Raw genomic sequence first — 22919 nt, 5'->3', positions numbered from 1 at the left:
GGGGTAAGGTTTTTCGTGTTATACTAGAACATATATTCGTATCGAGGGGGATGGGTGATGAAAGACCTACGATTTATGCACATTGCTGACTTGCATTTAGATAGTCCGTTTGTCGGCTTGAAGCAGTTACCACCGCTCATTTTTCAAACAATGAAAGAGAGCACATTTAAGGCATTAACCGAACTCGTTACAATCGCAATCAATGAAGATGTAGAGTTTGTAATTATTGCCGGTGATATTTATGATGAACAAACACAAAGTATTCGTGCTCAGGCGCGTTTTATAGCAGAGATGCAGAGGCTAGAACAGGCTGATATTGCAGTGTATGCTGTAACCGGAAATCATGATTACCGTGGCAATCATGAGGTGGCGTTAAGTCTTCCGAGTAATGTAACGTTGTTTCCGAGCGAAACAACAACTGTGATTCACGAGTTAGGTGATGGCAGATCAGTCGCACTGCATGGTTTTAGTTATGACCGACGCCACATTAAAGACCGACGTGTCGATACCTATGTTAAGGATAAAACAGCATCTTATAATATTGGGATATACCATGGCGAAGAGCTAACTGAAGGTGGGAACTATGCACCATTTTCAATAGATGAGTTATTAGCAAAGCAGTTTGATTATTGGGCATTAGGTCATATTCATAAACGAGCAGTATTACATAAAGAGCCAATGATTGTTTACCCGGGCAATATTCAAGGTCGTCATCGTAAAGAAACGGGGCAAAAAGGTGGCTATTTGGTCACTCTAAATGAACTGAAAACGAAACTGTTATTTAAAGAAGCAGCTGCAATTGTATGGCACGAATGTTTTTTGGAAATCGAGGCAGATATGAGTCTAGATCATTTGTTGCAAAAATTAACTGAGCAAGTTGATGCTGTACGTCAGCTTCAAAAGGGGCAGGCCTTTTTAAGAATCGTCATTCGTTCAAATCGGAAATTAGGAAAGATAGTGCAACAAAAAATTAATAACAATGAAGTATTGGAACGGTTGCAAGATCTTGAACAAGAGCGTGATGATTTTGTCTGGGTTTATCAGATTGAACAACGATTAAACACTGATGTTTCAGCCAGTTGGTGGCAAGAAGATAGCGCCTATCAAACGCATTGGTTGGGTGCTATTAATCAATTGAAAGAAGCACAAGCATTTAATGATAGTATTCAAGAGATGATAATGCAACGTCTTGCTCGACGCTACATCGAAGTGCCTACTGATAGCGAACGCGAGCAGTTAATAACAGAGGCAACCTTGCTGATTGGGCAGTTGATTGCGGAGGAAGGTGAAACAAAATGATTATTAAACAGCTTGATGTGTATGGCTACGGTAAATGGCGTCAAATAACGTTTCCAACTTTTGGAAAAACACAATTGATTTATGGACCAAATGAAGCAGGGAAATCAACAATGATGGCCTTTATTGAAGCTATTTTATTTGGGTTTCCAACAAATAAAAGCAGTGAAAGACGATTAGAACCGAAGGATTACGATGGATTTGGCGGTCGGATAACGGTTGCAACCGATACCAATGAAATCGTCATGATTGAACGGAAGAAAGGCAAGGCGACTGGTGATGTCACCCTTTATTTTGCTGATGGTTCACGGGGCGATGAAGCCGATCTTGTGAAATTATTGCAAGGAATGACGAAGCAGATGTTTAAGGCCATCTATAGTTTTGATATCCATGGTTTACAAAATGTGCAAGCCTTAAAAGAATCTGATTTCAATCGTTATTTATTGGCAGCAGGGACAGTTGGTTCAGATGTATTGTTAAGAGTCGATACTCAATTGCAAAAAAAACGTGAAGATATTTTCAAACCAAATGGACGCAAGCCAAGCTTAAATAAGAAACTAAATCTTTTAAAAGATTTAGAACTGAAGTACAAGCAAGCAAAGGCAAATAATGGTGCTTTTTCACAGCTTACAGAGCAAGCGGGTTTGCTTGAACGACAGCTAGAGCAATCCCAGAAAAAAGAGGCTGACTTAAGCATACAACAGGAACAATACACTGACTACTTAAGCAAATGGTCAGTATTTGAAGAAGCGGAAAAAGGCCAACAAACGTTAAAAAAACTTGCGGTTACTCGTTTTCCAGCAGATGGATTTGAACAGATGAAGGCGTTGGTGACAGAACGAGAACAGCTGGAAAATGAGGCTTATAAACTGGAATTATCTTTAAATCATGTGTTGCGTCAAATGGTTGAAAGCAACCAGTTTGAAGGACTAGAATGGGATGAAATTGAACCTTATTTAGCAGATTGGTCACTTTTTCAAGAGCGTGAACGTCGCTTAACAGCATTAGGAACAGAGGCTATAAACGAACAGTTATCGCGTCAAATAATAACTGATCTGACCGAAGCTAATCTAGCAGAGGTGACACAATTGGTACAAAAATATGAACGCTTACAATGGCAGCTACAACAAAAGCAGCAAGAAAGTCAATCGCTGCTCGCTAAAATTGAACGGCAACAATTAAATTGTGATGAAATTGAAGAAAAGCTACAAGATGAGAGTGATCAAACTGACGTAACAAAAGCACCGTTGATTGGTAGAGGTGTTTATGTCAGTGTTGGAGCGATCATTGTTAGTGTTCTGCTCGCTACAGTTATTCATCCGCTGTTCTATTTGATGGCTTTGGGCGCGCTTATTCTACTGTTTAAAAGCTATAGTAGTTATCGTACGAAACCAGGAAAACTCGTGGAATCGAGTTCAACTCATACCGAGTGGGAAAAAATTTGGCAACAGCAGTGTGCCGTATTAGATGAACTGCAATTTGTAAAGTCAGAACATGATCGAACAAATGAAGGATTACTGGAGCAAAGTGAAGTTATTTGGCAAAGTTTAGCCTGTTATGCCCAACAAGCAAAACTGTCTCTTTCGCCGACGGAAACAGACGTCTTTTTAATCGCCTTCAACAAGCGACTTAACGAACAACGACACTGGCACCAAAAACAAGCAGAACAAAAGCAAATGACTGAGCTGATAATGGCACAAAATCAGTGGCTAAATGGGTTACAACAGGTGACAGCGGCTGTGAAGGATGAGCTAGATTGGGCTAATGTTCCAGCCACACTAGACCGCTTGTTGACTGAGCAAAAGGCCTATCATCATCAGACCGAAGCTGCGATTAATGCACGACAAGAAAAAGAGCAGCTACTCAACAATAAGACGCGCGTTGAGGCAACACTTGTTCGTAATGAGGAAAAACAAGCAGCTTTGTTGGCTGAAGTCAATGTGCCTGATATAGCAGCCTTTTATCAGAAGGCAGAACAAAAAAGACAAGCAGAGACAATTAAGACACGTTTGATGGTGCTACAGATGCAAGTCAGCAATAATGAGCGCAAAGCATTACGACAATTCGCTTCGAAAACAGCTATTTTAAAAGCATTAGCCAATCTAAAAGAACAGCGTCTAACGATCCAGAAAGAGCGCCAAATAGCACAAAAAAACTTACTTGAATTGAACCATCAAATTCAATTGTTAACAAAAGGTGAAGTTTTCGCGGATATAGCACACGAATATTTTTTACTAAAGGCTGAAGTAGCTAATCTCAGTCAGGAGTGGATGCGCTATAAAACTGCACAAACAATTGTCAACGAGATGGTCGAACGACTGCAAGCTGAACGACTTCCACGGGTACTGAAAAAGGCGAGTGAATTCTTAAGTTATTTAACGGAGGGACGTTACTATCGCATCGACTTTTTCGCGGATGAACTGCTCGTGCAACGACAAGATAATTTTCAATTTAAGGGTGAAGAATTGAGTCAAGGAACAAAGGAACAGTTGTATTTATCGATTCGATTTGCCTTTATTGAGGTGTTGGAATCGGCAATATCCTTACCGATTATAATTGATGATAGTTTTGTTAACTTCGATAAACGTCGAACAGACTTAATTATGAAATTATTAGACCGTATTAAAGATAAACAACAAATCATCTATTTTACCTGTCATGCCTATATGAAAGATTACTTGCCGGCTGAACAATGTTTGGATTTAACGACCTACCGCCAAAATGACACGGAGTCTGAATACTAACGTTTTTTTATAGTGACGAGCATTATGTTATAATAAGGGTAACGATTATGATTACGAAAGAGGAGATTTTGATGCAAAAGAAGTTGTTAGAGTACAATGTTGGTGAGGCTGTTGAGGCCTATGCTTTTATTAAAAGTGCTCAAAAAGGAATTGCTACAAATGGAAAACCTTTTTTATCGATTGTGTTCCAAGATAAATCAGGTGAGATTGAAGGGAAATTATGGGATGTTTCTGATGAAGATTTGAAACGTTACATACCTGAAAGTATTGTAAGTGTGGTTGGTGAGGTGCAAAATTATCGTGGACAAAAGCAAATGAAAATTAAAGGTTTACGTGAAACGAGCGCGTTAGACAGTGTATCGGCCGATCAATTTTTAAAAACAGCTCCAATAAAACGAGATGAAATTCAACAAGAACTGATGCATTACTTATTTGCGATTAAAAATGCGAACTTACAACGTGTCACGCATTATCTTGTGAAAAAGTATGAGGCAGAATACTTTAGTTATCCAGCTGCGATGCGTCACCATCATGAATTTGTCTCTGGTTTGTCATTCCATTCGTTATCGATGTTGCGCATTGCTGATCAGCTCCAACAACAGTACACTGAATTGGATGCCGATTTACTCTATGCGGGTATCATCTTACATGATTTAGGGAAGGTGATTGAATTAAGTGGCCCAGTGGCAACGACGTATACGATCACTGGTAATCTGTTAGGTCATATTTCAATCGTGTCGAATGAAATTGCTAAAGCAGCAGCTGAATTGCAAATTGACAGCGAAGAAATCGTCGTCTTACAACATATTATTTTATCTCATCATGGTAAAGGCGAATGGGGCAGTCCTAAACCGCCACTAGTGATGGAGGCTGAGTTGATTCATCTGATTGATCAAATGGATGCCTCATTAAATATGTTAACGAAGGCGCTTGCTCATACCGATCCAGGAACATATAGTGAACGGATTTTTGGTTTAGATAACCGCTCGTTTTATAATCCGAAGTACAATAAAGAAGAGTAATAGACTTAAATAAAGAGTGTCAGTGATTTGTAATCATTGCCACTCTTTTTATTATATGCCGCCGATAGTAAAATTAAGCGAGACAAATAAAAAAGCCATTTTGTGCGACACTCAAAATAGTTCCGACCAAAGAATTATTTTGAGTGTAGACAAATGACCTATAAACATCTCTACACCAAATGTACTTGTAATGATAGAAGCCTATTTCCAAACGAAACAATCTGTTTTAACCGGATTGAAGATACTAGGATGTTCAAGACAAACGATTGATAATGTCTACAATTTTTTAAAGAAAAGTTCCTCGGCCAGTGCTTTTTATCAAAAACACAAAGAAAATAAAACATATTGTGGCAGACGACCGATCATTTTAAGTACGGATCAACAAACCTACATTCAGAAAATGACGGCTAAAGGTTAGCCACCTGATGTATAGCTATTTCATGTTCTGGTAGAACGCTCTATTGCCTATTTAAAGCCAACTACTTCGGTATCACAAAGCTACCAATGAAAGGTAAACGTAAGCCAAACGGACACAACGAACGTCGAGGAAGGCGATACAATTGTCGGTGTTTATCATAAAAGTGAAAATCAGCAAATATCGAAAAAGAGACGACGGATTGTTTACAATCTATTCTCAAAAACATGTTTAAATCACTCACGTTTGATTGTGGAAAGAAATAAGTAACTCCAATGAGAGCTCTATTTTTTTGCAGAGACTGGAACACCTTCACAACGCGGGCTAAACGAAAATTCTAACGGCATTTTACGTAGAAATGGCTTGCCAAAAAAGCTGGACTTTTACCAAGTTAACCAAAACTTCGTTTCAGCTGTTGCTTCAAAAAGAAATCACATACCAAGGAAATCATTAAACTACCGGACACCATTGGAAGTGTTTTTGAGTTACGTAAACGAAGAGCAATTGTCCAGCTTAATTTGACAAATAATATGCAAAAAAAAACAACCCAGTGGGCTGTTTTTTTGCATATTATTTGTCTGATGATTTGTATGAAGCAAAGACATCTTTAAAGTCAGAATCTTTCACTTTAACATCAGAAGCTTTGTAAAGTTTTTTCAATGCAGCAGTTTGGGCTTCTTGAGTTGCTTTAGTAGTGTAATAAGATTCTGTTACCGTTTTTTTGTCTTTATCGAATGTTGATTTAGCTGGTTTTTTAACCATCTTGATTATTTCATAAGTACCAGAACTTGTTTTGATTGGTGCAGATACAGCACCTTCTTTAAGTTTGTAAACGTCAGCATAGAAATCACCATAGGCTGTTTGTGCAGCAGTTACACTGATAGGATCGGTTTTACCGCCGTTAGCACCAGTTGTTGTGTCTGTAGAGTCTGATTTTGCAAGTTTAGCAAAATCGCCACCATCTTTAAGTTTTTTAGCGACTTTTGTTGCAGCATCTTTGTCAGCTAAAACGATTTTTGAGATAGTGAAGTCTGGTTGCCATGTTTTGTCATAAAAAGTTTTTAATTCTTTAGTTGAAGGTTTTACATAATCACGAGCTGCTTGATTAAGCAACGCTTGTAAGCGTAATGTATCTTTATATGCTGCGATTGAAGTAATACCACTTTGTTGTAAGGCAGAAACTAAAGCATCTTTACCACCGTATTGTTTTTGTAAAGCTTCGACTTGATCATCGATTGTTGCTTTTTTAACTTTAGAACCAAATTTATCTTCTAAAATTGTTTTGAATGTTAGTGATTCAACAGCACTTGCTCCCGATGCATCTTTCATATAATCGTAAAGTTCTGTTTTTGTTACGTTACCACTTTTTGTTTTGACAATAGCACTGCTACTGTTTGAGAATAACATCACTGAAAGGACAATTACTGCGACAACAAGCACAATAATACTACCAATCATTAAATTGATTTTTGATTTCATTAATTTGACACACTCCTTAGGTAAATTGAATTAGTCTACAACATTTATCATATCAAGAACGGTCTGAAAAGACAAATTAAATAACTATTAACTAAATATGAATAAACTATGACCACTCGTCATCAAACTCATCTTTAATAAGAACTCTAACTCCACGGGAAGAGTCCTCAATAAAGCTGTTGTTGGGAAATTTCAAGTAGGTGAAAAAACAATAAATATCGGTTGTACAGATAGCTAAGTGTATCGCCAAGGCTAAATACATATAGACCGACTTTAAATCATAATAATAATAAATTAATAACCAAAGAAGCGACATGGTGAGAAATGGGGTAATTAAAGCGAATAAGTAACGGCGTTTTGGAACTGCTTTGTCTAACTTTACCTCGATAAAGGGAACAACAACAAAGTGTCGCTGGATTTGAAGATAGATTTCTCGTTTGTCAGGCATGATGATGTAATGAAATAACTTATGGAAAGGATAGATTAGTAATAAAATGAGAAAGCCGATTAATGGGTACTGGTACGTATAGTTATTTCCGAGCAATAGGTGATGCGTAATAATGAGCGTACTTAAGACAGTGATGAATACAAGGAAAGATACGATGAATAAACGGTAAAAACTTTCTTCTTGTTCATGTTTAATAGAGCGGATGCAATGCATGCCATATCTCCTTTCTAACTTCAAACAGTATTCTATCGTGATTGGTCACTGAAAGCAAGTACAAAAAGACCTCATAAACAAACGTTTCATGAGGTCAAAGTGATATTTTGAGGTTCTGTCTTTTTTATGAGCTATCGAAGGGCGGTGCTAAGCTTAACCTTTGACTGTTTTTTCAAGGGCACTGACAGTCTTTTGGAGATCTTTCAATTCATCTTTTAAGCGTTGTTTATCAGGTTCAATTGTTTTGTTCCAGTTACCAACGACTTCCTCAATTTCTTCGACAACATCTTTAACAACTTCAATCCCTTCGGTTGAGAAGGTTTTTAATTGTTCTGTTAACGTGTTGGCATTATAGGCAATTTCTTTTAAAACGCCGCCCATGCTAACTGATCGTTCAGCAATATCGTTACGTAATTCTTTACCTGCTTTTGGAGCTAAGAAAAGGGTTGCAATCGCCGAAGCACTTGCACCGATAACTAAGCCTAACACTAATGATTTTGATTTCATAAGTAACTCTCCTTTAGTAATAGTTTTATTAATTGATTGATTGCTTAATGATAGAGGCAATCGCTGTGAGTTGTTCGGCTGTGTAATCTTCACCATGTTCTTGCCATTTCAAGCCAAAGCCGTCGTCTGTTTTTGAATAACGAGGGATGAGGTGAACATGCCAATGAAAGACGCTTTGTGAGGCGATGTCGCCGGCATTACTTAATATGTTCATGCCTTCACAATCAGGAAACGCTGCCTGAATCGCGCGAGCAATTTTAGGGATGCGAGCAAAGACAGCACTAGCTATCTCGCTATCGGCCGTTAATATGTTAGTGGTTGCTTTTTTAGGAACAACGAGAGTGTGTCCTTTTGTAACCTGTGATAAGTCTAAAAATGCATAAACAGTATCATCTTCATAGACGGTGTAAGATGGGATTTCTTTACGGATAATTTTCCCGAATATTGTATCTGTTGTCATGGGGAATTCACGCCTTTCTATTGAACTAGTGTTATCTATAGATTACCACAAAATACGCTCGTCTAACAGTTTTTACAATGAATGTAAGTTTGTGTCTTTCTTAAATGAATTTTGTTATGATAAAGATGACTATGAAGAAAGTAGGTAGAAGAATGGCATTACTTGAAATTAAAAACCTCGTTGGAGGCTACACGAAATATCCTGTCTTAAAAAATATCTCATTTGACGTGAATGCTGGCGAATTAGTCGGTTTAATAGGCTTGAATGGTGCCGGAAAAAGCACAACGATTAAACATGTGATTGGTTTAATGCAACAGCAAAAAGGTGAGGTTAAAATTAACGGACGACAACTGCTTGATGGAGCGGATGAATACCGCCAACAATTTGCCGTTATTCCCGAAACACCGGTTTTATATGATGAATTGACTTTAAAAGAACATATTGAATTGACGGGGATGGCTTATAACTTAACGGAAGCAGAAATCAAAGCACGTATGATGCCGTTATTAGAAATGTTTCGTCTGACTAAACGACTTAATTGGTTCCCTAATCATTTTTCAAAGGGAATGAAACAAAAGGTCATGCTCGTTTGCGCTTTTTTAGTGGAGCCAAAACTGTATGTCGTTGATGAGCCATTTGTCGGTCTTGATCCGTTAGCGATTACAAATCTCCTACAAATATTACAAGATAAACGCGATGAAGGCTGTGGTATTTTAATGTCGACCCATATTTTAGCAACCGCTGAAAAATATTGTGATAAATTTGTTATTTTACACGAGGGTGAAATTAGAGCAGCGGGTACGTTGCAAGAATTACAATTGGCCTTTGCGATGCCGGATGCCTCTCTTGATGATATTTATATTCAATTAACAAAGGAAGAAACTGCTCATGGCAAATAATTTATGGCAAAAACGCTTAAGCGATTATTTAAAAGAAATTACGAAATATTTACGGTATATTTTCAACGACCATTTAGTGTTGGTAATGGTATTCATGTTAGGTGCTATTGGTCTGTATTATTCACAATGGATTAAAACATTAGGTCCGTCTTTTCCTGTTAATCCAATTATGATAGTGATACTTGTGCTTGTTTTATCATTAACGCAGGTAAATACACTGCTAAAAGCAGCCGATATGGTTTACTTAACAGTGATGGAAACACGAATGAAGGTCTATTTTAAGAAGGCAATTGTGACGTCTTTTTTCACGCAATTACCGCTCGTATGGGTGGCTTTTATTGTGCTTTTGCCGATGTATACAAAGGTTATGCCGCTTACTGGGTGGCAAGTGCTAGTTATACTGGTGTATTTAACGTTACTTAAGGGCTGGAATATTCTGATTTGGTGGTTTATTCATAAGCAACCACAACGCTTAAAAGGCAACATCGTTATCTGGTTCGTTAATGCCGCTACTGTGGCATTAGTTGTTTTATTCCCGGTTTGGTGGATGATTATCCTTTTAGTATTAGTAGCAGCAGCTGTCTTGTTAGGGACGATAAAGGCCGGTGCACACTGCTATATTAAATGGGATGTGTTAATTGCGAAAGAAGAAGCGCGTTTAAATCGCTTTTATCGTTTTGCTAATATGTTCACTGATGTACCGCATTTGAAAAACACAACGAAAAAACGGCAATGGCTTAATTGGTGTTATAAGGGTATTTCTTTTGCACAAAAAAACACCTATACGTATTTATGGCGTCGTGCTTTTATTAGAACGGATGAATTTAGTGGGTTATTTGTTCGTTTAACGCTGATTGGCTTATTGATTACGATTTTTATGTCTAATACGATTATGGCCGTGTTAGTCTTGCTGTTATTTAGTTATTTAACGGCGTTTCAAATGCTGCCGATGATTCGACTTTATGAATTACATCCAACGCGTTTGCTTTATCCGGTGCCGATGATAAACTACCGTCGATCATTTGTGCAGTTGTTACGGAGTTTGATGGCGATTCAAACCGTCTTGTTTATCGCGGTTGTCTTTATCACCTTTAACTTTAGTGCGGCGTTATGGATGAATGTGTTATTACTGTTGTTTTACCTGTTCTTCAACTTCATTTATGCCCCAAGCAAAATAAAAAAATTGACCGATAGTTTTTAAATAAGAAAAGAGCCAGCTATGCTTAGCTGGCTCTTTCAGATTGTAGACAAAGTCTAAACAGACTTCGTTTTCTTTGTAATGCTAGTACAGTGACTTTGTATACGAGATGATAAGACTGAATAGAAATGTTGTTATATCCTCTCGTATTTAAATCCTAAACTTGGGTGATTTCAAAAATAACGCATCGATGGGAAATAGTCGAGACGTTATTTTCTCCAATCACTGCCGTTTAGAACGGCTTTAAATTCTTTTGTTCTAGGAAAAACGAGCCTTTGAGGTGAGTGTACAGATGGTACTCGACTCCGATAAGGGGAGGCATTGACGACCTAGAACAGCATTTATCTTCAGCCTCGAGCCAGCTATGCTTAGCTGGCTCTTTTACTGTAGAAAGTATGTTAAATTGGTCTTTCAGTCCCTTGTTGTTCATCAGCAGGGTCATGAATAAGATAGTTTGTAATATGACCATAATCAAGTTGTCCCACTGGTGCGGTATATACGAATTTTTCTAATTTAGCATAGGCATCTGTTAAGGTGAAGGCCAGTCGGTCTTGTGATGTTTTCCACCCGATGAGTAAGGAATAAGGGGCTTGGTTGTGGCGCTTTCCGAATGCCAAATAGGTAACGCCCTGAGGTAATTCAGTCGCTAAACGATGGATAATATCGGTTAAGAACAGAGCATCTTCGGTTGAGACTGAAAACAGATAGGCATCGAGTCCATTGGATAAGGTCAGTGCGCCAGTTTGTTCAATCACATCATAGGTCGTACCACCAGCAAACGGCGTTTTTTTGCTACCTGTATTATCCAACAGCATTGTTTCGTGTGGGCTTGTTAAATAATAAAGTCCTGGCCGGCGATGAGCCTCGTAATATTTTGCTAAATAATCAGCTGTACCATGAGTAACATAAAAAGCGGTCATAAAAATCCCTCCTCAATCTAAATGAAAGGCGTTTGGTTGCGTCAATTGTTGGGCGCTCGTCTTTATGCCCATATAGTAACACATAACTAGCTCATTACGAATGAAAAAGGTCAGGGGCACTAACTCTTTACTTGTATATGTGTTCGAATTTTGGCATACTGAAAGCAGAATAAACGATTGAGAGGAGCAACACAACCATGTTATATATTGACAATAAAGGTATTACTGACCCATCGATTAATATCGCTATCGAGGAATTTGTGTTGAATAATTTAGAAGTGACAGAACCGTATTTGCTATTTTACATCAACCGTCCGTCAATTATTATCGGCCGCAATCAAAATACGATTGAAGAAATTAATACGGACTATGTCAATGCTAATAACATTAAGGTGGTTCGACGTTTATCAGGTGGTGGAGCCGTTTATCACGATTTAGGTAACTTAAACTTTAGCTTCTTAACGAAGGATGATGGCAATAGTTTCTCAAACTATCAAAAGTTTCTTGAACCGGTAATTGCCGCCCTCCAAACAATGGGTGTGAATGCAGAGCTTAAAGGCCGTAATGATATGGTCGTAGGTGAACGAAAGGTTAGTGGTAACGCACAATTTGCGACGCACGGTAAGATGTATTCACATGGAACATTAATGTTTGACAGTGATATTGATGAGGTCGTTAACTCATTAAAAGTCCGCAAAGAAAAGATTGAATCCAAAGGGATTAAATCGGTCAGAAGCCGCGTGGCCAATCTATCAGAGTTTATGTCAGAAAAAATGACAACCGAACAATTCAAGGAACGTTTGCTCTTATCGATTTTCGCGGTTGAGGCTATCGAAGATGTGAAAGAATATGTTTTAACTGAAGCAGATTGGGCCGAAATTAAAGCGATCTCTGAACGACGCTATGCTAATTGGGATTGGAACTACGGTAAATCACCTAAGTTCGATATTGAATTAACGAAACGTTTTCCAATTGGTTCGATTGATGTGCGGTTAAACGTAAAAAAAGGACATATCGTTGCTGCCAAAATTTTTGGTGATTTTTTCGGTGTCGGTGATGTAACAGATATCGAGCAACGTTTAATCGGTGTGAAATATGAGCGAGAATCCATTCGAACAGCGTTGGAAGTTTTATCGATTAAACATTATTTCGGTCAAATTACTTTGGATGATTTTTTAGCAGTTATTTATTAAAACAAAAGACCTTTCCAACATTTTTTGTTGGAAAGGTCTTTTGTTTTATTTTGTAATGACAGTGAAAACGTCTGCTGCAGGTTTACGTTCACGTCCAGGCTTAAGTTCACCTTCAGGTGTACCGACATGTACTAATGCCATCACGCGTTCGTTTGATGCAATGTTTAAAGTTGTTTTAAATGAATCAGAATTAATATAACCAGGTGTTTTCCAAGCGGTACCGATATTGTTGGCCCAAGCAAGTAAAGCAAAAGTTTGTGTCAAGGCCGCGGTTGCTTCTGTATCTTCTAACGCAACGCCGGCATCTTCGTGTGTCGTATTAATAACGAGTAAAATACCAGGTAAAGACATTAATTTTTCGTATTTTTTACCACTTTTGTCTGGAAACGCAGCAGCTGCAACCTTAGCGATGGCATCATTTGTGTAATATTCAAAGCGCCAAGGTTGTGTAAGACGGTGGTTAGGGACCCAAACGGCAGTCTCTAATAATTCTTCAATTTCTGTTGATGGAACAGGTGTTGTACTAAAAGCCGAAACCGACCGGCGTGTTTTAATGAGTTGTTCTAAATCTACTTTTGTCATCTAAGTAACCTCCTATAAGTAACTATTGCTATCATAGCACTTTTCGCTCGTTTTCGGGAAGGAGATTTTATTAAATGACGAAATTAACGGCGAAATTAACGTTGCTGCCGGTGTTGCAGTATATTGTGGTCAATGCTTTTTGACGGTGAAACTCGTGTGTGATATGGAGGGTCTCCCTCCGCAACTTGCATACTGTTGTAGGTGGCATCGGCATAGGTCGCTTTTCGTTTCGTCTTATCAAAGTTGCCTAATAATTTCATGTGTAATAAAGAGGTGCGGGCTAATTGATTTGAGAAACTATCGAAGGACATATCAAGTGTGAGTTCAAAACCGTTATAAAAAACTAAATGTGTTTTAGCATGAGGTGCTTTATGATACTGTGATAGATGTTGGGGGAAAATCCAAGTGCAATCTGTTTTTCGTTTCGGACTCGTTGTGGGAAATGTAAAAATAGACGACATACTGTCAATCATAATTGGTGCTTTATGCGTGAAACCAATCAAGTGTTTTGTCGCTGATTTACGCCCTTCAAAACTGGAACCGAAAAATTTACAACCATCCGAAATGAGTTTTACAGGATTTTGTGCAATTTGATGTGATCCTTCGGAATCAATCACAATAGCATGACAATCATATTTAGAGATCATTAAGGGTTGAATGATCATTGTACTCGCATTTATCTCATACTCATTTAAAATCGTCGTCATCGTAATCCCTACTTTCTTTTTTATATAGATACTACAGGTAACAAAATAAGCGTAGCATATTAAAAACGAACGGTTATCAATTTGGTATAAATGTTAAAAAAACAAGTTTATGCAATTTTCTGACAATTAACTTGTAAACAATCAGAATGTCACGTATAATTTAAAATAAAATGTGAGGAGTGATTATAATGGAAAACAAATTCAATGGTTCTTTCTTGACACAGCAACAAGGAAACGCACTGGATGGGAACGTTCCAATCAACCAAACAGTTGAATCGCTATTTGAGCATTGTCTTATGAACAATCGTGTTCTAAATCTGCAAGGGGAAATCGATGAGGCCTTAGATAACCGCCAACAAGAGCGTTTTCGTCTGTTAGTAAGTGAATTAAGTAGCGTTCAAGCACACATTCTGTCATATACATAGGAGGCAATCAGGTGGATAAAATAGTAACCTAGTGTAGTCACTGTTAAAAACAACGGTGACTACACTTTTTTTGCTGCCAAAATAATGCTTTTTTATCATCTGTTTGATACGGTGTGCTAAAATTGAACTATTAGAATAAAAGAGGTGACAAGCATGAGTTTACAATCTGTTATTGGTCGAAGCGGTAGTGGTAAAACAACGTGGATGATTGAAGCAATTATCCGACGAACAAAACAGTATCCAGATGAAATGATTTTTATCATTGCTCCCGATCAAATGACCTACCAAATTGAACATGAGTTATTAATTCATCCAGAAGTCGAAGGGTTGTTAAATGTACAGGTTTATAGTATGAACCGTTTAGCTTGGCGTGTTTGTCGTGAAACCGGTGGCTTAGCCCAAACTTATTTATCAAGCAATGGTTTGAATATGCTCATTCGCAAATTGCTAATGAGTGAGGCACCAGCTTTAAGTGTCTTTACGAAAGCGGCATCGAAACAAGGGTTTATTACAGAAGTACATGACACTTTTCGTGAATTTAAACAATATGAGGTTACACCGGATATTTTAGCAGCAGTTAAAGATAATCAACTGCCAATCAGTATCGCCTTGCGAGATAAATTAGCAGATATCAATGCTATTTATCAACATTATTTAGCTGAAACAGCCGATAAATATTTAGAAACAGAGGATTACCTAACGCTACTGGTTGATGCGATACCGAACTATCAAGAATTCAGTAATGCGAGCTTCTTTATTGATGGTTTCTTTGAGTTTTCACCACAGGAATACAGCGTAATTGAACAGTTACTATTAGTTGCTAATCGAGTGACGATGACGTTTACGATGAATCCGGCGGATACGACCAATGAATTAACTGATTTGGATTTGTTTAGCCTCGCGAAACATACGTATCGAAAAATCGCTGAGATGGTTCAACGCAATGGTATTGAAACGGAGCCTGAGCATTATGTCACAACGAATTATCAAAGTGAGCCGCTACAACATATCGAGGCGAATTTTGACCGTTTAACACATAAAATACCAAGTGATGAGGAACATGTCCATATTAGTATTGCCAACAATCGTCGAGCAGAAGTTGAAGGGATTGCCCGTGAAATTCGGCGTCAAATTGTACATCAAGGCTATCGTTATAAGGATATTGCTGTATTTATCCGCAATGCTTCAGCCTATCAAATGCTCCTGCCGGCTGTTTTTAAAATGAACGAACTGCCATTCTTTATCGATGAAGCTAAAAAAATGGCCAATCATCCGTTGATTGAACTGTTAAGAGGCAGCTTGGAAGCTATTACTACCAACTTTAATTACGATGCGATGTTCCAAATTGCTCGCACGGAATTGTTTGTACCACCGCGTTTTAATCCGAAAACAGGCCGACAACGGATTGATCAACTTGAAAACTATGTTTTGGCTCGTAACTATTATGGTAAGAAATGGTTTGATGAGGCTGATTGGGTCTATCGACGCTACCAACAAACGGGACAAGCGGTCGTTCAAACGAATGCTGAACGTGAGCAACAACAACAAATAAATGATACGCGTCGATGGATAACGAAGCCACTGGCTCAGTTGCATCGATGCTTAAAACAAGCAGAAACGGTACGAGAACAAGCTGCGGCCTTGTTTTATTATATGGAAGACTTGCAAGTTAGCGAGCATCTCAATCGCTGGCGCAACGAGGCTATTGCTAACGGGACGATTGAACAAACACAGATGCATGAACAGGCCTATAAGGCGAGTCTGCAATTGCTCGATGAACTTGTCGAAGTGATGGGGGATGAAACGCTCAGCATTACTCAGCTACGTGACATTCTTGCCACTGGGTTTGATGAATTAGAATTTACTGGTCTACCACCAACAATTGATCAAATTACCGTTGCCAATATTCAAACATCGCGGGTGTTAAACGTTAAGGTGGCGTTTGTGCTTGGCTTTAATGATGGCGTCTATCCGCAACGAGGGACTGATAAAGGCGTATTTAAAGAAGAAGATCGTCAATTGCTAGTCGATTCTGGCTTACCGATTCAATTAAGTGCCCGCCAACAGCTTGCATTAGAAGATTTCTATGCGTATCGTGCGTTAACCTCAGCTTCACAACAGTTATTTTTAAGTTATCCAATTGCTGATGAAGAAGGTCGGAGTTTATTAGTTTCACCGTATCTGCGTCGGATTGAACAGATGTTTAGCACAATGATTGTGCCACAAAAATATTTATCAGATATGTCTGATTTAAGTGAGGTTGAACAATTCCCTTATATTGCTCATCCAAAGGCGAGTCTCAATACCCTTGTGGCTCAGATGCAACAACTGAAGGTTGGGTCTGAACCGAAGCCGATTTGGCAGGAGGTTTACAATTGGTTTTTAACACCGGCTCATGGTTACGTTGATGTGACGAAACAGGCGTTAACGAGCTTGAGTTATGAAAATATTGCTAAACCACTGACCAAGGCAACCGCACGCTCACTCTTTCAGCCGGAGATTACTGCGAGCGTAAGTCGGATGGAGAAATTTTTCGGCTGTCATTTTTCTCATTTTGCCTCACATGGTTTAAAACTGCATGAACGTGAAATATATCGCCTCGAGAGTGTTGATATTGGTCAGATTTTTCATACGGCGATGGAAGATATTAGCCGTCGTTTAGCCGAGTCCGCCATTGAATGGGGAGCGTTAACAGCAGACGACATTAAAACATTGGCACAGGATGCCATCGATGTGCTGCGACCTGTTTATCAGTACGAAATTTTACTCAGCTCTAAAAAAATGGGCTATATTTCACATAAGTTGCAGATGATTATCGAAAAGGCGACTACCGTTTTAAATGAGCAAGCACGTCATAGTAAATTTAAACCCTCTAATTTTGAAGTCGGTTTTGGTAAGGATGAGGTCATTCCAGCCTTAACGCTACCGTTGAAAGACGGTACGATTTCATTGCAGGGGCGGATTGACCGGATTGATACCGCGGGCTACGAAGGACTTAATTATTTACGAATTATTGATTATAAATCAAGTGATCGTCATGTTGATTTTACAGAGGTGTATCATGGCATCGCCTTACAAATGTTAACCTACCTCGATATTGCGGTGACGAATGCGGCCAAACTTGTTAATGGTCCCGCTGAAGCAGCCGGGATGATGTACTTCCATCTCCACAATCCTTTCATCGAATATAAAAAAGAATTGGATGAACAGGAAATTGAAGCCGATACGTTAAAAGCGTTTAAGATGGATGGTTGGGTGCTTGATAATAAAAACATCGTTGAATTGATGGATACAACGCTCGAACCGGGCAAAAGTTCTGCGACAATTCCAGTTAACTATGTTAAATCAGGTGATTTTGGCAGTCGTTCAAAAATTTTATCAACGAAGGACTTTGGGGTCCTCAGACAACATGTACGTCAACAATATCAAACAGGTGGTAATTTAATTTTAGAAGGTAATATTGCGATTAATCCGTATCAACTGGATAAAAAAACACCGTGTCAATATTGTGATTACCGTTCAATTTGTCAGTTTGATGTGGTGAATGAAACAAATAGTTATCGGGTGATTGAACCAGAGAAGCAAGCTGACTTATTACGAAAAATGGGAGATGAAATAGCCGATGATGAGTAAAACAATTCCACAAAAACCCGCGGGTACCCAATGGACCGATGCCCAATGGCGGGCAATTCATACGACAGGCCAATCAACCTTAGTAGCGGCTGCGGCTGGCTCTGGTAAAACAGCTGTGCTCGTTAATCGGGTAATTGAACGGGTGAAAAATGCTACCGATCCGGTTGATATCGATAAGATGTTAATTGTAACCTTTACAGAAGCGGCTGCCGCTGAAATGAAGCAACGGATTGGACGAGCGTTAGAAGCCGAAATTGAAACGGCAACCCAACAAGTACTGCAAGGTGAAGCGGACATAACCGAAGCTCATTTACTGAATTTAAAACGACAGGTCAAGTTGCTCCATCATGCCTCGATTTCAACCATGCATAGCTTTTGTAGTCGTTTGATTCGCGACTACTACTATGTATTGGATTTGGATCCGAGTTTTCGTTTGCTCGATGAAATCGAAGGGGCATTACTGAAAGAAGAAGTGATTGAACAACTGTTAGAGGATGAGTATGCCGATTTAGAAAATACGGCCTTTTATGAGCTGATTGACAGTTATACGAATGACCGCAGTGATACAAAACTTTACCGTTTGATTTTAAAATTAAGTGAAATTGCCTTAGCACAGCCTGAACCGCAAAGATGGTTGCAAGAGTTACCACGGCTTTACGATACGACATCGTACCCAACTATCGATAATCTGCCGTATTATTCTTATATTCATCATGATATATGTACGAGTCTCGAAGCAATCGATGCTTATTTAGAGCAGGCGAAAAAAATTGCGGCTGCCCATGAGGTCGGTGTTAAATGGTATCCGCTACTTGATACGGAACAAACGGCTGCGCGTGAGTTGTTAACGATCGTTAAAGACCAATCGTTCGCTGCAATGCAGGCAATCCTCGCGACGCTAAAATTTGGTCGTGCTCCTGCCGTAAAAAAAGATGACGAGGTTGACCGTGAAGCGATTAAACAAATCGCTAGTTTACGCGACGATGCAAAAAAACAAATGAAAGATCTCACGGAAAAATGGTGTCAACGGACAGCCGAAAGTTTTTTAAGTGATTTTGACATTCTGCGTCCACAGGTTGAAAAATTAGGCGACATTGTGCAACAATTTTTAGCCGCTTATCAAGTGGCGAAGCGAAAGCGAGCTGTACTTGATTTTAGTGATTTAGAACACTATGCGATTGAACTGTTAGGCACACCTGATGCGCAGGGCGTGTTTCATCCGACTGAAATTGCCGCACATTATCGTCAAAAATTTGCCGAAGTTTACACCGATGAGTATCAAGATACGAATAAGGTACAAGAAACGTTGCTGTCGTTAGTGGCGCAACCAGAAGGAACCGATAGTGGTGGCAATCGTTTTATCGTTGGTGATGTGAAGCAGTCGATTTATCGTTTCCGTCTCGCTGAACCGGAGCTGTTTATCGATAAATATCAACGCTATCCGACGACGGCGGGTCCAACCGGCTATCGGATTGATCTATCACAGAACTTCCGTAGTCGCTCTAATATTATCAAAACAACCAATGCATTATTTGCACAATTGATGGATGAGCGTTTTGGTGAGATTGCCTACGATGAGGATGCCGCTTTAAAATTGGGGGCAAGTTACCCACCGCTGCCGGGCAACGAGGCCGCTCAATTAGCAGCAGAAGCAACCGAGATTATCTTAGTTGAAGGTGATTTTAAAACGGATGAGTTAGAACCAGAAACATACGTCGGCAGTAATCATGAAAAAGAAGCCGAAATTGTCGCTCGTCGTATTAAAGCCTTAAAAGAAGAAAAATACCAAGTGTATGATGGGAAAAAAGGCGCATACAGGGAGATTGACTATAAAGACATTGTTATCTTAGCTCGTTCGATGACCCAGGCCGACATTTACGAACGTGTCTTCCAAAAATACGAACTGCCGTTGTATGCCACCACTAATAATGGTTATTTTGAATCAATTGAAGTGATGACAATGATGGCGGTGTTAAAAGTGATTGATAACCCGTATCAAGATATACCGTTGGCAGCAGTATTGCGTTCTGCTATTGTAGGTTTAAGTGAAGAAGAACTCGCACAGATTCGTCTCGCCGATACAAAAGGGTATTTCTTTGATGCGCTTAGAGCAGATGTGGCTGAAACGAGTCCGTATCAAGCAAAATTGGCTTTATTTGTCGAGCGGTTGGAACGTTGGCGTCAACAGGCGCATCAAGCAACGACAGCTGAGTTAATTTGGCAAATCTATGAAGAATCGATGTACTACGATTATGTAGGGGGCTTAATTGGCGGTCGTCAGCGCCAGGCTAATTTACGGGCGCTTTATGATCGGGCGAATCAGTATGAACAAACGTCCTTTAGAGGATTGTTTCGTTTCATTCGTTTCATCGATCGTCTCCAGGTAAAAGGGAAGGATTTAGGAACTGCTAAATCGCTAGGTGAAAATGATAATGTCGTGCGGATGATGACAATTCATAAGAGTAAGGGACTTGAATTCCCAGTTGTGTTTGTTGTCGGTTTAGGCAAGGGCTTTAACCGTCAGGATATTAATAGTGCTGAACTGGTTGATAAAACCTACGGCTTCGCCTCGGTATTGACGCAGTTAGAGACGCGCACAAAACAGCCAACGATTGCCCAATATGCTTTTCGTTGCAAACAATTGAAGGAATTACAGGCTGAAGAAATGCGAGTGCTATATGTGGCTTTAACCCGGGCCGAAGAAAAATTGATTTTAGTCGGTTCATGTAAACAGTATGCCAAAACGATGACAAAATGGGCGAGTACCCGCCATTTTTCGGACATCGTTTTACCCGAGTACATCCGTTCGTCGGCGATGACTTACCTCGATTGGATTGGCTATGCCTTTAGTCGGGATGCGAGTTTTGTCGCTTTTAGTGGAGCGGATGTGGATGGTCGGAACTATCCGATGGACGAAACACCAATTATTAGCTGGCAAAAAGAAGACACCTTAATTACGAAAGACTCAGTGGCACAATCGAGTAGTCATGACTGGTTAATGGCTGCCCAAACTGCGACACCACTTGAAGCGGTTGATGTCAGTTTAGCTGTTTCGACCTTATTGGATTATCAGTATGAGTCACAGGAGGCGACAGGAATCCCATCTAAAACAAGTGTTACTGAGGTGAAGCGTCGCTTAGCCGAACGGGAATTGGCCGAGAGTGCGCCATATGGAGAAGAACTGACACCAATTTCGCTTGAGCGTCCGAAATTTTTACAGGCTAAAAAATTACAGGCCAATGAAATCGGAACGGCGATGCATAGTGTGATGCAGCAGGTGCCGTTAACAACGACGCCAACCTTAGCGAGTATCGCGACCTTATTAGAGGCGCTAGTTGCTAAAAAAATCATGACGCAAGCAGAGGTTAATGTGATTAATGTGGAGGCCATCGTTGCATTCTTTGCCTCAGATTTAGGACGGTTGGTGTTGACACATCGTACGCGTCGAGAGGTACCGTTCATGTATTTAATTGATGCCAGTGATGTTTATGAAACACAGACGAATGACCAAACAATCGTTCAAGGGATTGTTGATTGTTTAATTGAAACCGAGGCAGGCTTAATTATTATTGATTATAAGACCGATCGCATTGTTGGCGATTGGATCGAAGTAGAAGAAACGTATCGTGAAAAATACCGGGTGCAATTAGCGTTGTATGCGAAAGCGATTGAAGCAGCGAGCAATCGACCAGTCATTGCGAAGTATTTATATTTCTTTGATGGCGGTCATGTGAGCGAAGTGTCAGCATAAAAAACCGACCATTGTTGGTCGGTAGGAGCGTAGCAGTGAAAACAACCCGTTAAAACTGTCAAAAAAGGCGCAAACCAACTTGGTTTGCGCCTTTATATTATTTGTTCAACACATTAGCGGTTAAGAAGGCAGCAATGCCATCTTCTTCATTACTTAAGGTGATTTCATTGGCAATCCGTTTTGTTTCAGCATCGGCATTTCCCATCGCTACGCCGATACCAGCTTCTGCTAACATTTCCCAGTCGTTATCAGCATCGCCAAAGGCAATCACGTCAGCCATTGAAAAACCGAGATCACTGGCGGCTTGGCGGAGGGCGACGGCTTTATTAAGACCGGATTTTGTCAGTTCTAAATATTCGTAAGGCTTGCCCCAACTGCGGTGTTCAATCACGCCAGCAAAGGCGCTATCGAGCTGTGCTTTAATGGTCGCGAGTTGCTGATTATTTGCCGAGAACATTAAGGCGGTTGGATCAGATTGAATCAGTTGTGAAGGGGCGCCATAATGAATCAGACGTGGATCAGCCTCACGCATATTTTGTGGAACAGATTGATCGTTTTTCCAAATGTAGACAGACTCGTCAACTTCGGCAATGATATTGTTGAGATCAAGTGTTTTTGCGAAATCAAACACATCATGTGCTGTTTTTAAAGCAATATTTTGCCGGAAACCTTCGTAACGTGTGTTGGTTGGATGGTGTAAGTAGGCCCCATTAAAGTTGACGATAGGCGTATCTAAGCGTAACTCTTTATAAAACTGTTGGCTCATACGATAAGGGCGCCCCGTAGCAATCATCACGGCATGTCCTTGCGCTCGAACTTCAGCAAGTACGCGTTTCGTTTCATTTGAAATAGTAGCATCATTTCGTAACGTTGTGCCATCGAGATCAATGGCGATTAATTTTTTTTGCATCATCAAAGTCCTTTCAGTTTTACTTAATCAGTAAAGGTGTTAGCGTATAAGTAACTTCTATCTTGCCACATAAATGAACAATCGGCAAGTGACGAAAGATAATACAAGCATTCAACA

Annotated in this window: 18 protein-coding genes and 1 pseudogene; 11 read left to right on the top strand and 8 right to left on the bottom strand. The window is 39.6% G+C overall.

Annotation, left to right across the window (positions count from 1 at the left end; all coding sequences use genetic code 11):
• The first annotated feature begins 57 nt into the window (after positions 1-57).
• From ACJYYY_RS09510 to ACJYYY_RS09490, 5 genes and pseudogenes are all read left to right on the top strand, one after another.
• Positions 58-1299, top strand: a complete 1242-nt coding sequence (locus tag ACJYYY_RS09510) for a DNA repair exonuclease (protein ID WP_035314941.1) — start codon at positions 58-60, stop codon at positions 1297-1299.
• Positions 1296-4040 carry an AAA family ATPase gene (locus tag ACJYYY_RS09505; protein WP_408868874.1) on the top strand — a complete coding sequence of 915 codons (2745 nt, stop codon included), beginning with the start codon at positions 1296-1298 and terminating at the stop codon, positions 4038-4040. Before ACJYYY_RS09510 ends, ACJYYY_RS09505 begins: the two co-directional genes overlap by 4 nt.
• A gap of 71 nt (positions 4041-4111) precedes the next feature.
• The gene (yhaM, locus tag ACJYYY_RS09500) at positions 4112-5062 is read left to right on the top strand and encodes a 3'-5' exoribonuclease YhaM (RefSeq protein ID WP_035314938.1); all 951 of its coding nucleotides are present in this window, start codon (positions 4112-4114) and stop codon (positions 5060-5062) included.
• Positions 5063-5252: 190 nt separating this feature from the next.
• Complete coding sequence (locus tag ACJYYY_RS09495; protein ID WP_408868873.1) at positions 5253-5480, top strand: hypothetical protein; 228 nt, start codon at positions 5253-5255, stop codon at positions 5478-5480.
• 50 nt (positions 5481-5530) lie between these two features.
• Positions 5531-5999: pseudogene (locus tag ACJYYY_RS09490) on the top strand (IS30 family transposase); the annotation flags it as partial.
• Between the two features lie 48 nt (positions 6000-6047).
• Here the strand turns inward: ACJYYY_RS09490 and ACJYYY_RS09485 are convergent.
• The 4 genes from ACJYYY_RS09485 to ACJYYY_RS09470 form a co-directional block, all read right to left on the bottom strand.
• On the bottom strand, positions 6048-6956 hold the full coding sequence (locus tag ACJYYY_RS09485) for a peptidylprolyl isomerase (RefSeq protein ID WP_035315587.1): 909 nt from the start codon (positions 6954-6956) through the stop codon (positions 6048-6050).
• Positions 6957-7062: 106 nt separating this feature from the next.
• Positions 7063-7617, bottom strand: a complete 555-nt coding sequence (locus tag ACJYYY_RS09480) for a DUF3267 domain-containing protein (RefSeq protein ID WP_035315585.1) — start codon at positions 7615-7617, stop codon at positions 7063-7065.
• 153 nt (positions 7618-7770) lie between these two features.
• Complete coding sequence (locus ACJYYY_RS09475) at positions 7771-8124, bottom strand: YtxH domain-containing protein (protein ID WP_035315583.1); 354 nt, start codon at positions 8122-8124, stop codon at positions 7771-7773.
• A 28-nt stretch (positions 8125-8152) separates the two neighbouring features.
• Entirely contained in the window at positions 8153-8584 is a 432-nt protein-coding gene (locus ACJYYY_RS09470; protein WP_035315581.1) for an HIT family protein, read from the bottom strand.
• Between the two features lie 152 nt (positions 8585-8736).
• Here ACJYYY_RS09470 and ACJYYY_RS09465 point away from each other — a divergent pair, with 152 nt between their 5' ends.
• Both ACJYYY_RS09465 and ACJYYY_RS09460 read left to right on the top strand, forming a co-directional pair.
• Positions 8737-9483 carry an ABC transporter ATP-binding protein gene (locus ACJYYY_RS09465; RefSeq protein ID WP_035315579.1) on the top strand — a complete coding sequence of 249 codons (747 nt, stop codon included), beginning with the start codon at positions 8737-8739 and terminating at the stop codon, positions 9481-9483.
• Complete coding sequence (locus ACJYYY_RS09460; RefSeq protein WP_408868872.1) at positions 9473-10684, top strand: ABC transporter permease; 1212 nt, start codon at positions 9473-9475, stop codon at positions 10682-10684. The genes ACJYYY_RS09465 and ACJYYY_RS09460 overlap by 11 nt, the downstream gene beginning before the upstream one ends.
• Before the next feature lie 395 nt (positions 10685-11079).
• On the opposite strand, the gene ACJYYY_RS09455 is transcribed toward ACJYYY_RS09460, so the two are convergent.
• Complete coding sequence (locus tag ACJYYY_RS09455; RefSeq protein WP_408868871.1) at positions 11080-11601, bottom strand: hypothetical protein; 522 nt, start codon at positions 11599-11601, stop codon at positions 11080-11082.
• A 197-nt stretch (positions 11602-11798) separates the two neighbouring features.
• Here ACJYYY_RS09455 and ACJYYY_RS09450 point away from each other — a divergent pair, with 197 nt between their 5' ends.
• Positions 11799-12794 (top strand): lipoate--protein ligase, encoded by a 996-nt coding sequence (locus ACJYYY_RS09450; protein ID WP_035314012.1) that lies wholly within the window; start codon positions 11799-11801, stop codon positions 12792-12794.
• 45 nt (positions 12795-12839) lie between these two features.
• On the opposite strand, the gene ACJYYY_RS09445 is transcribed toward ACJYYY_RS09450, so the two are convergent.
• Positions 12840-13376 (bottom strand): nitroreductase, encoded by a 537-nt coding sequence (locus ACJYYY_RS09445; protein ID WP_051456883.1) that lies wholly within the window; start codon positions 13374-13376, stop codon positions 12840-12842.
• A gap of 95 nt (positions 13377-13471) precedes the next feature.
• Positions 13472-14083 (bottom strand): competence protein ComK, encoded by a 612-nt coding sequence (locus ACJYYY_RS09440; protein WP_035314014.1) that lies wholly within the window; start codon positions 14081-14083, stop codon positions 13472-13474.
• A 188-nt stretch (positions 14084-14271) separates the two neighbouring features.
• Between ACJYYY_RS09440 and ACJYYY_RS09435 the strand changes: the two genes are divergently transcribed.
• The 3 genes from ACJYYY_RS09435 (at position 14272) to addA (ending at position 21892) form a co-directional block, all read left to right on the top strand.
• A complete protein-coding gene (locus ACJYYY_RS09435) occupies positions 14272-14508 on the top strand; it encodes an IDEAL domain-containing protein (RefSeq protein ID WP_035314016.1) in 237 nt (78 codons plus the stop codon).
• Between the two features lie 153 nt (positions 14509-14661).
• Positions 14662-18141 carry a helicase-exonuclease AddAB subunit AddB gene (addB, locus tag ACJYYY_RS09430; RefSeq protein WP_035314017.1) on the top strand — a complete coding sequence of 1160 codons (3480 nt, stop codon included), beginning with the start codon at positions 14662-14664 and terminating at the stop codon, positions 18139-18141.
• Positions 18131-21892, top strand: a complete 3762-nt coding sequence (gene addA / locus ACJYYY_RS09425; RefSeq protein WP_408868870.1) for a helicase-exonuclease AddAB subunit AddA — start codon at positions 18131-18133, stop codon at positions 21890-21892. The genes addB and addA overlap by 11 nt, the downstream gene beginning before the upstream one ends.
• A 97-nt stretch (positions 21893-21989) precedes the next feature.
• Here addA and ACJYYY_RS09420 read toward each other — a convergent pair whose 3' ends face one another.
• Positions 21990-22805, bottom strand: coding sequence for a Cof-type HAD-IIB family hydrolase (locus ACJYYY_RS09420; RefSeq protein ID WP_408868869.1), 816 nt, complete (start codon positions 22803-22805; stop codon positions 21990-21992).
• Positions 22806-22919: the final 114 nt, after the last annotated feature.

The sequence above is a fragment of the Brochothrix campestris genome, assembly GCF_046058945.1.
Lineage (GTDB): Bacteria > Bacillota > Bacilli > Lactobacillales > Listeriaceae > Brochothrix > Brochothrix campestris.
The sequence above is the reverse complement of the archived record's forward strand: the minus strand, read 5'-3'. Positions and strand labels throughout refer to the sequence as shown.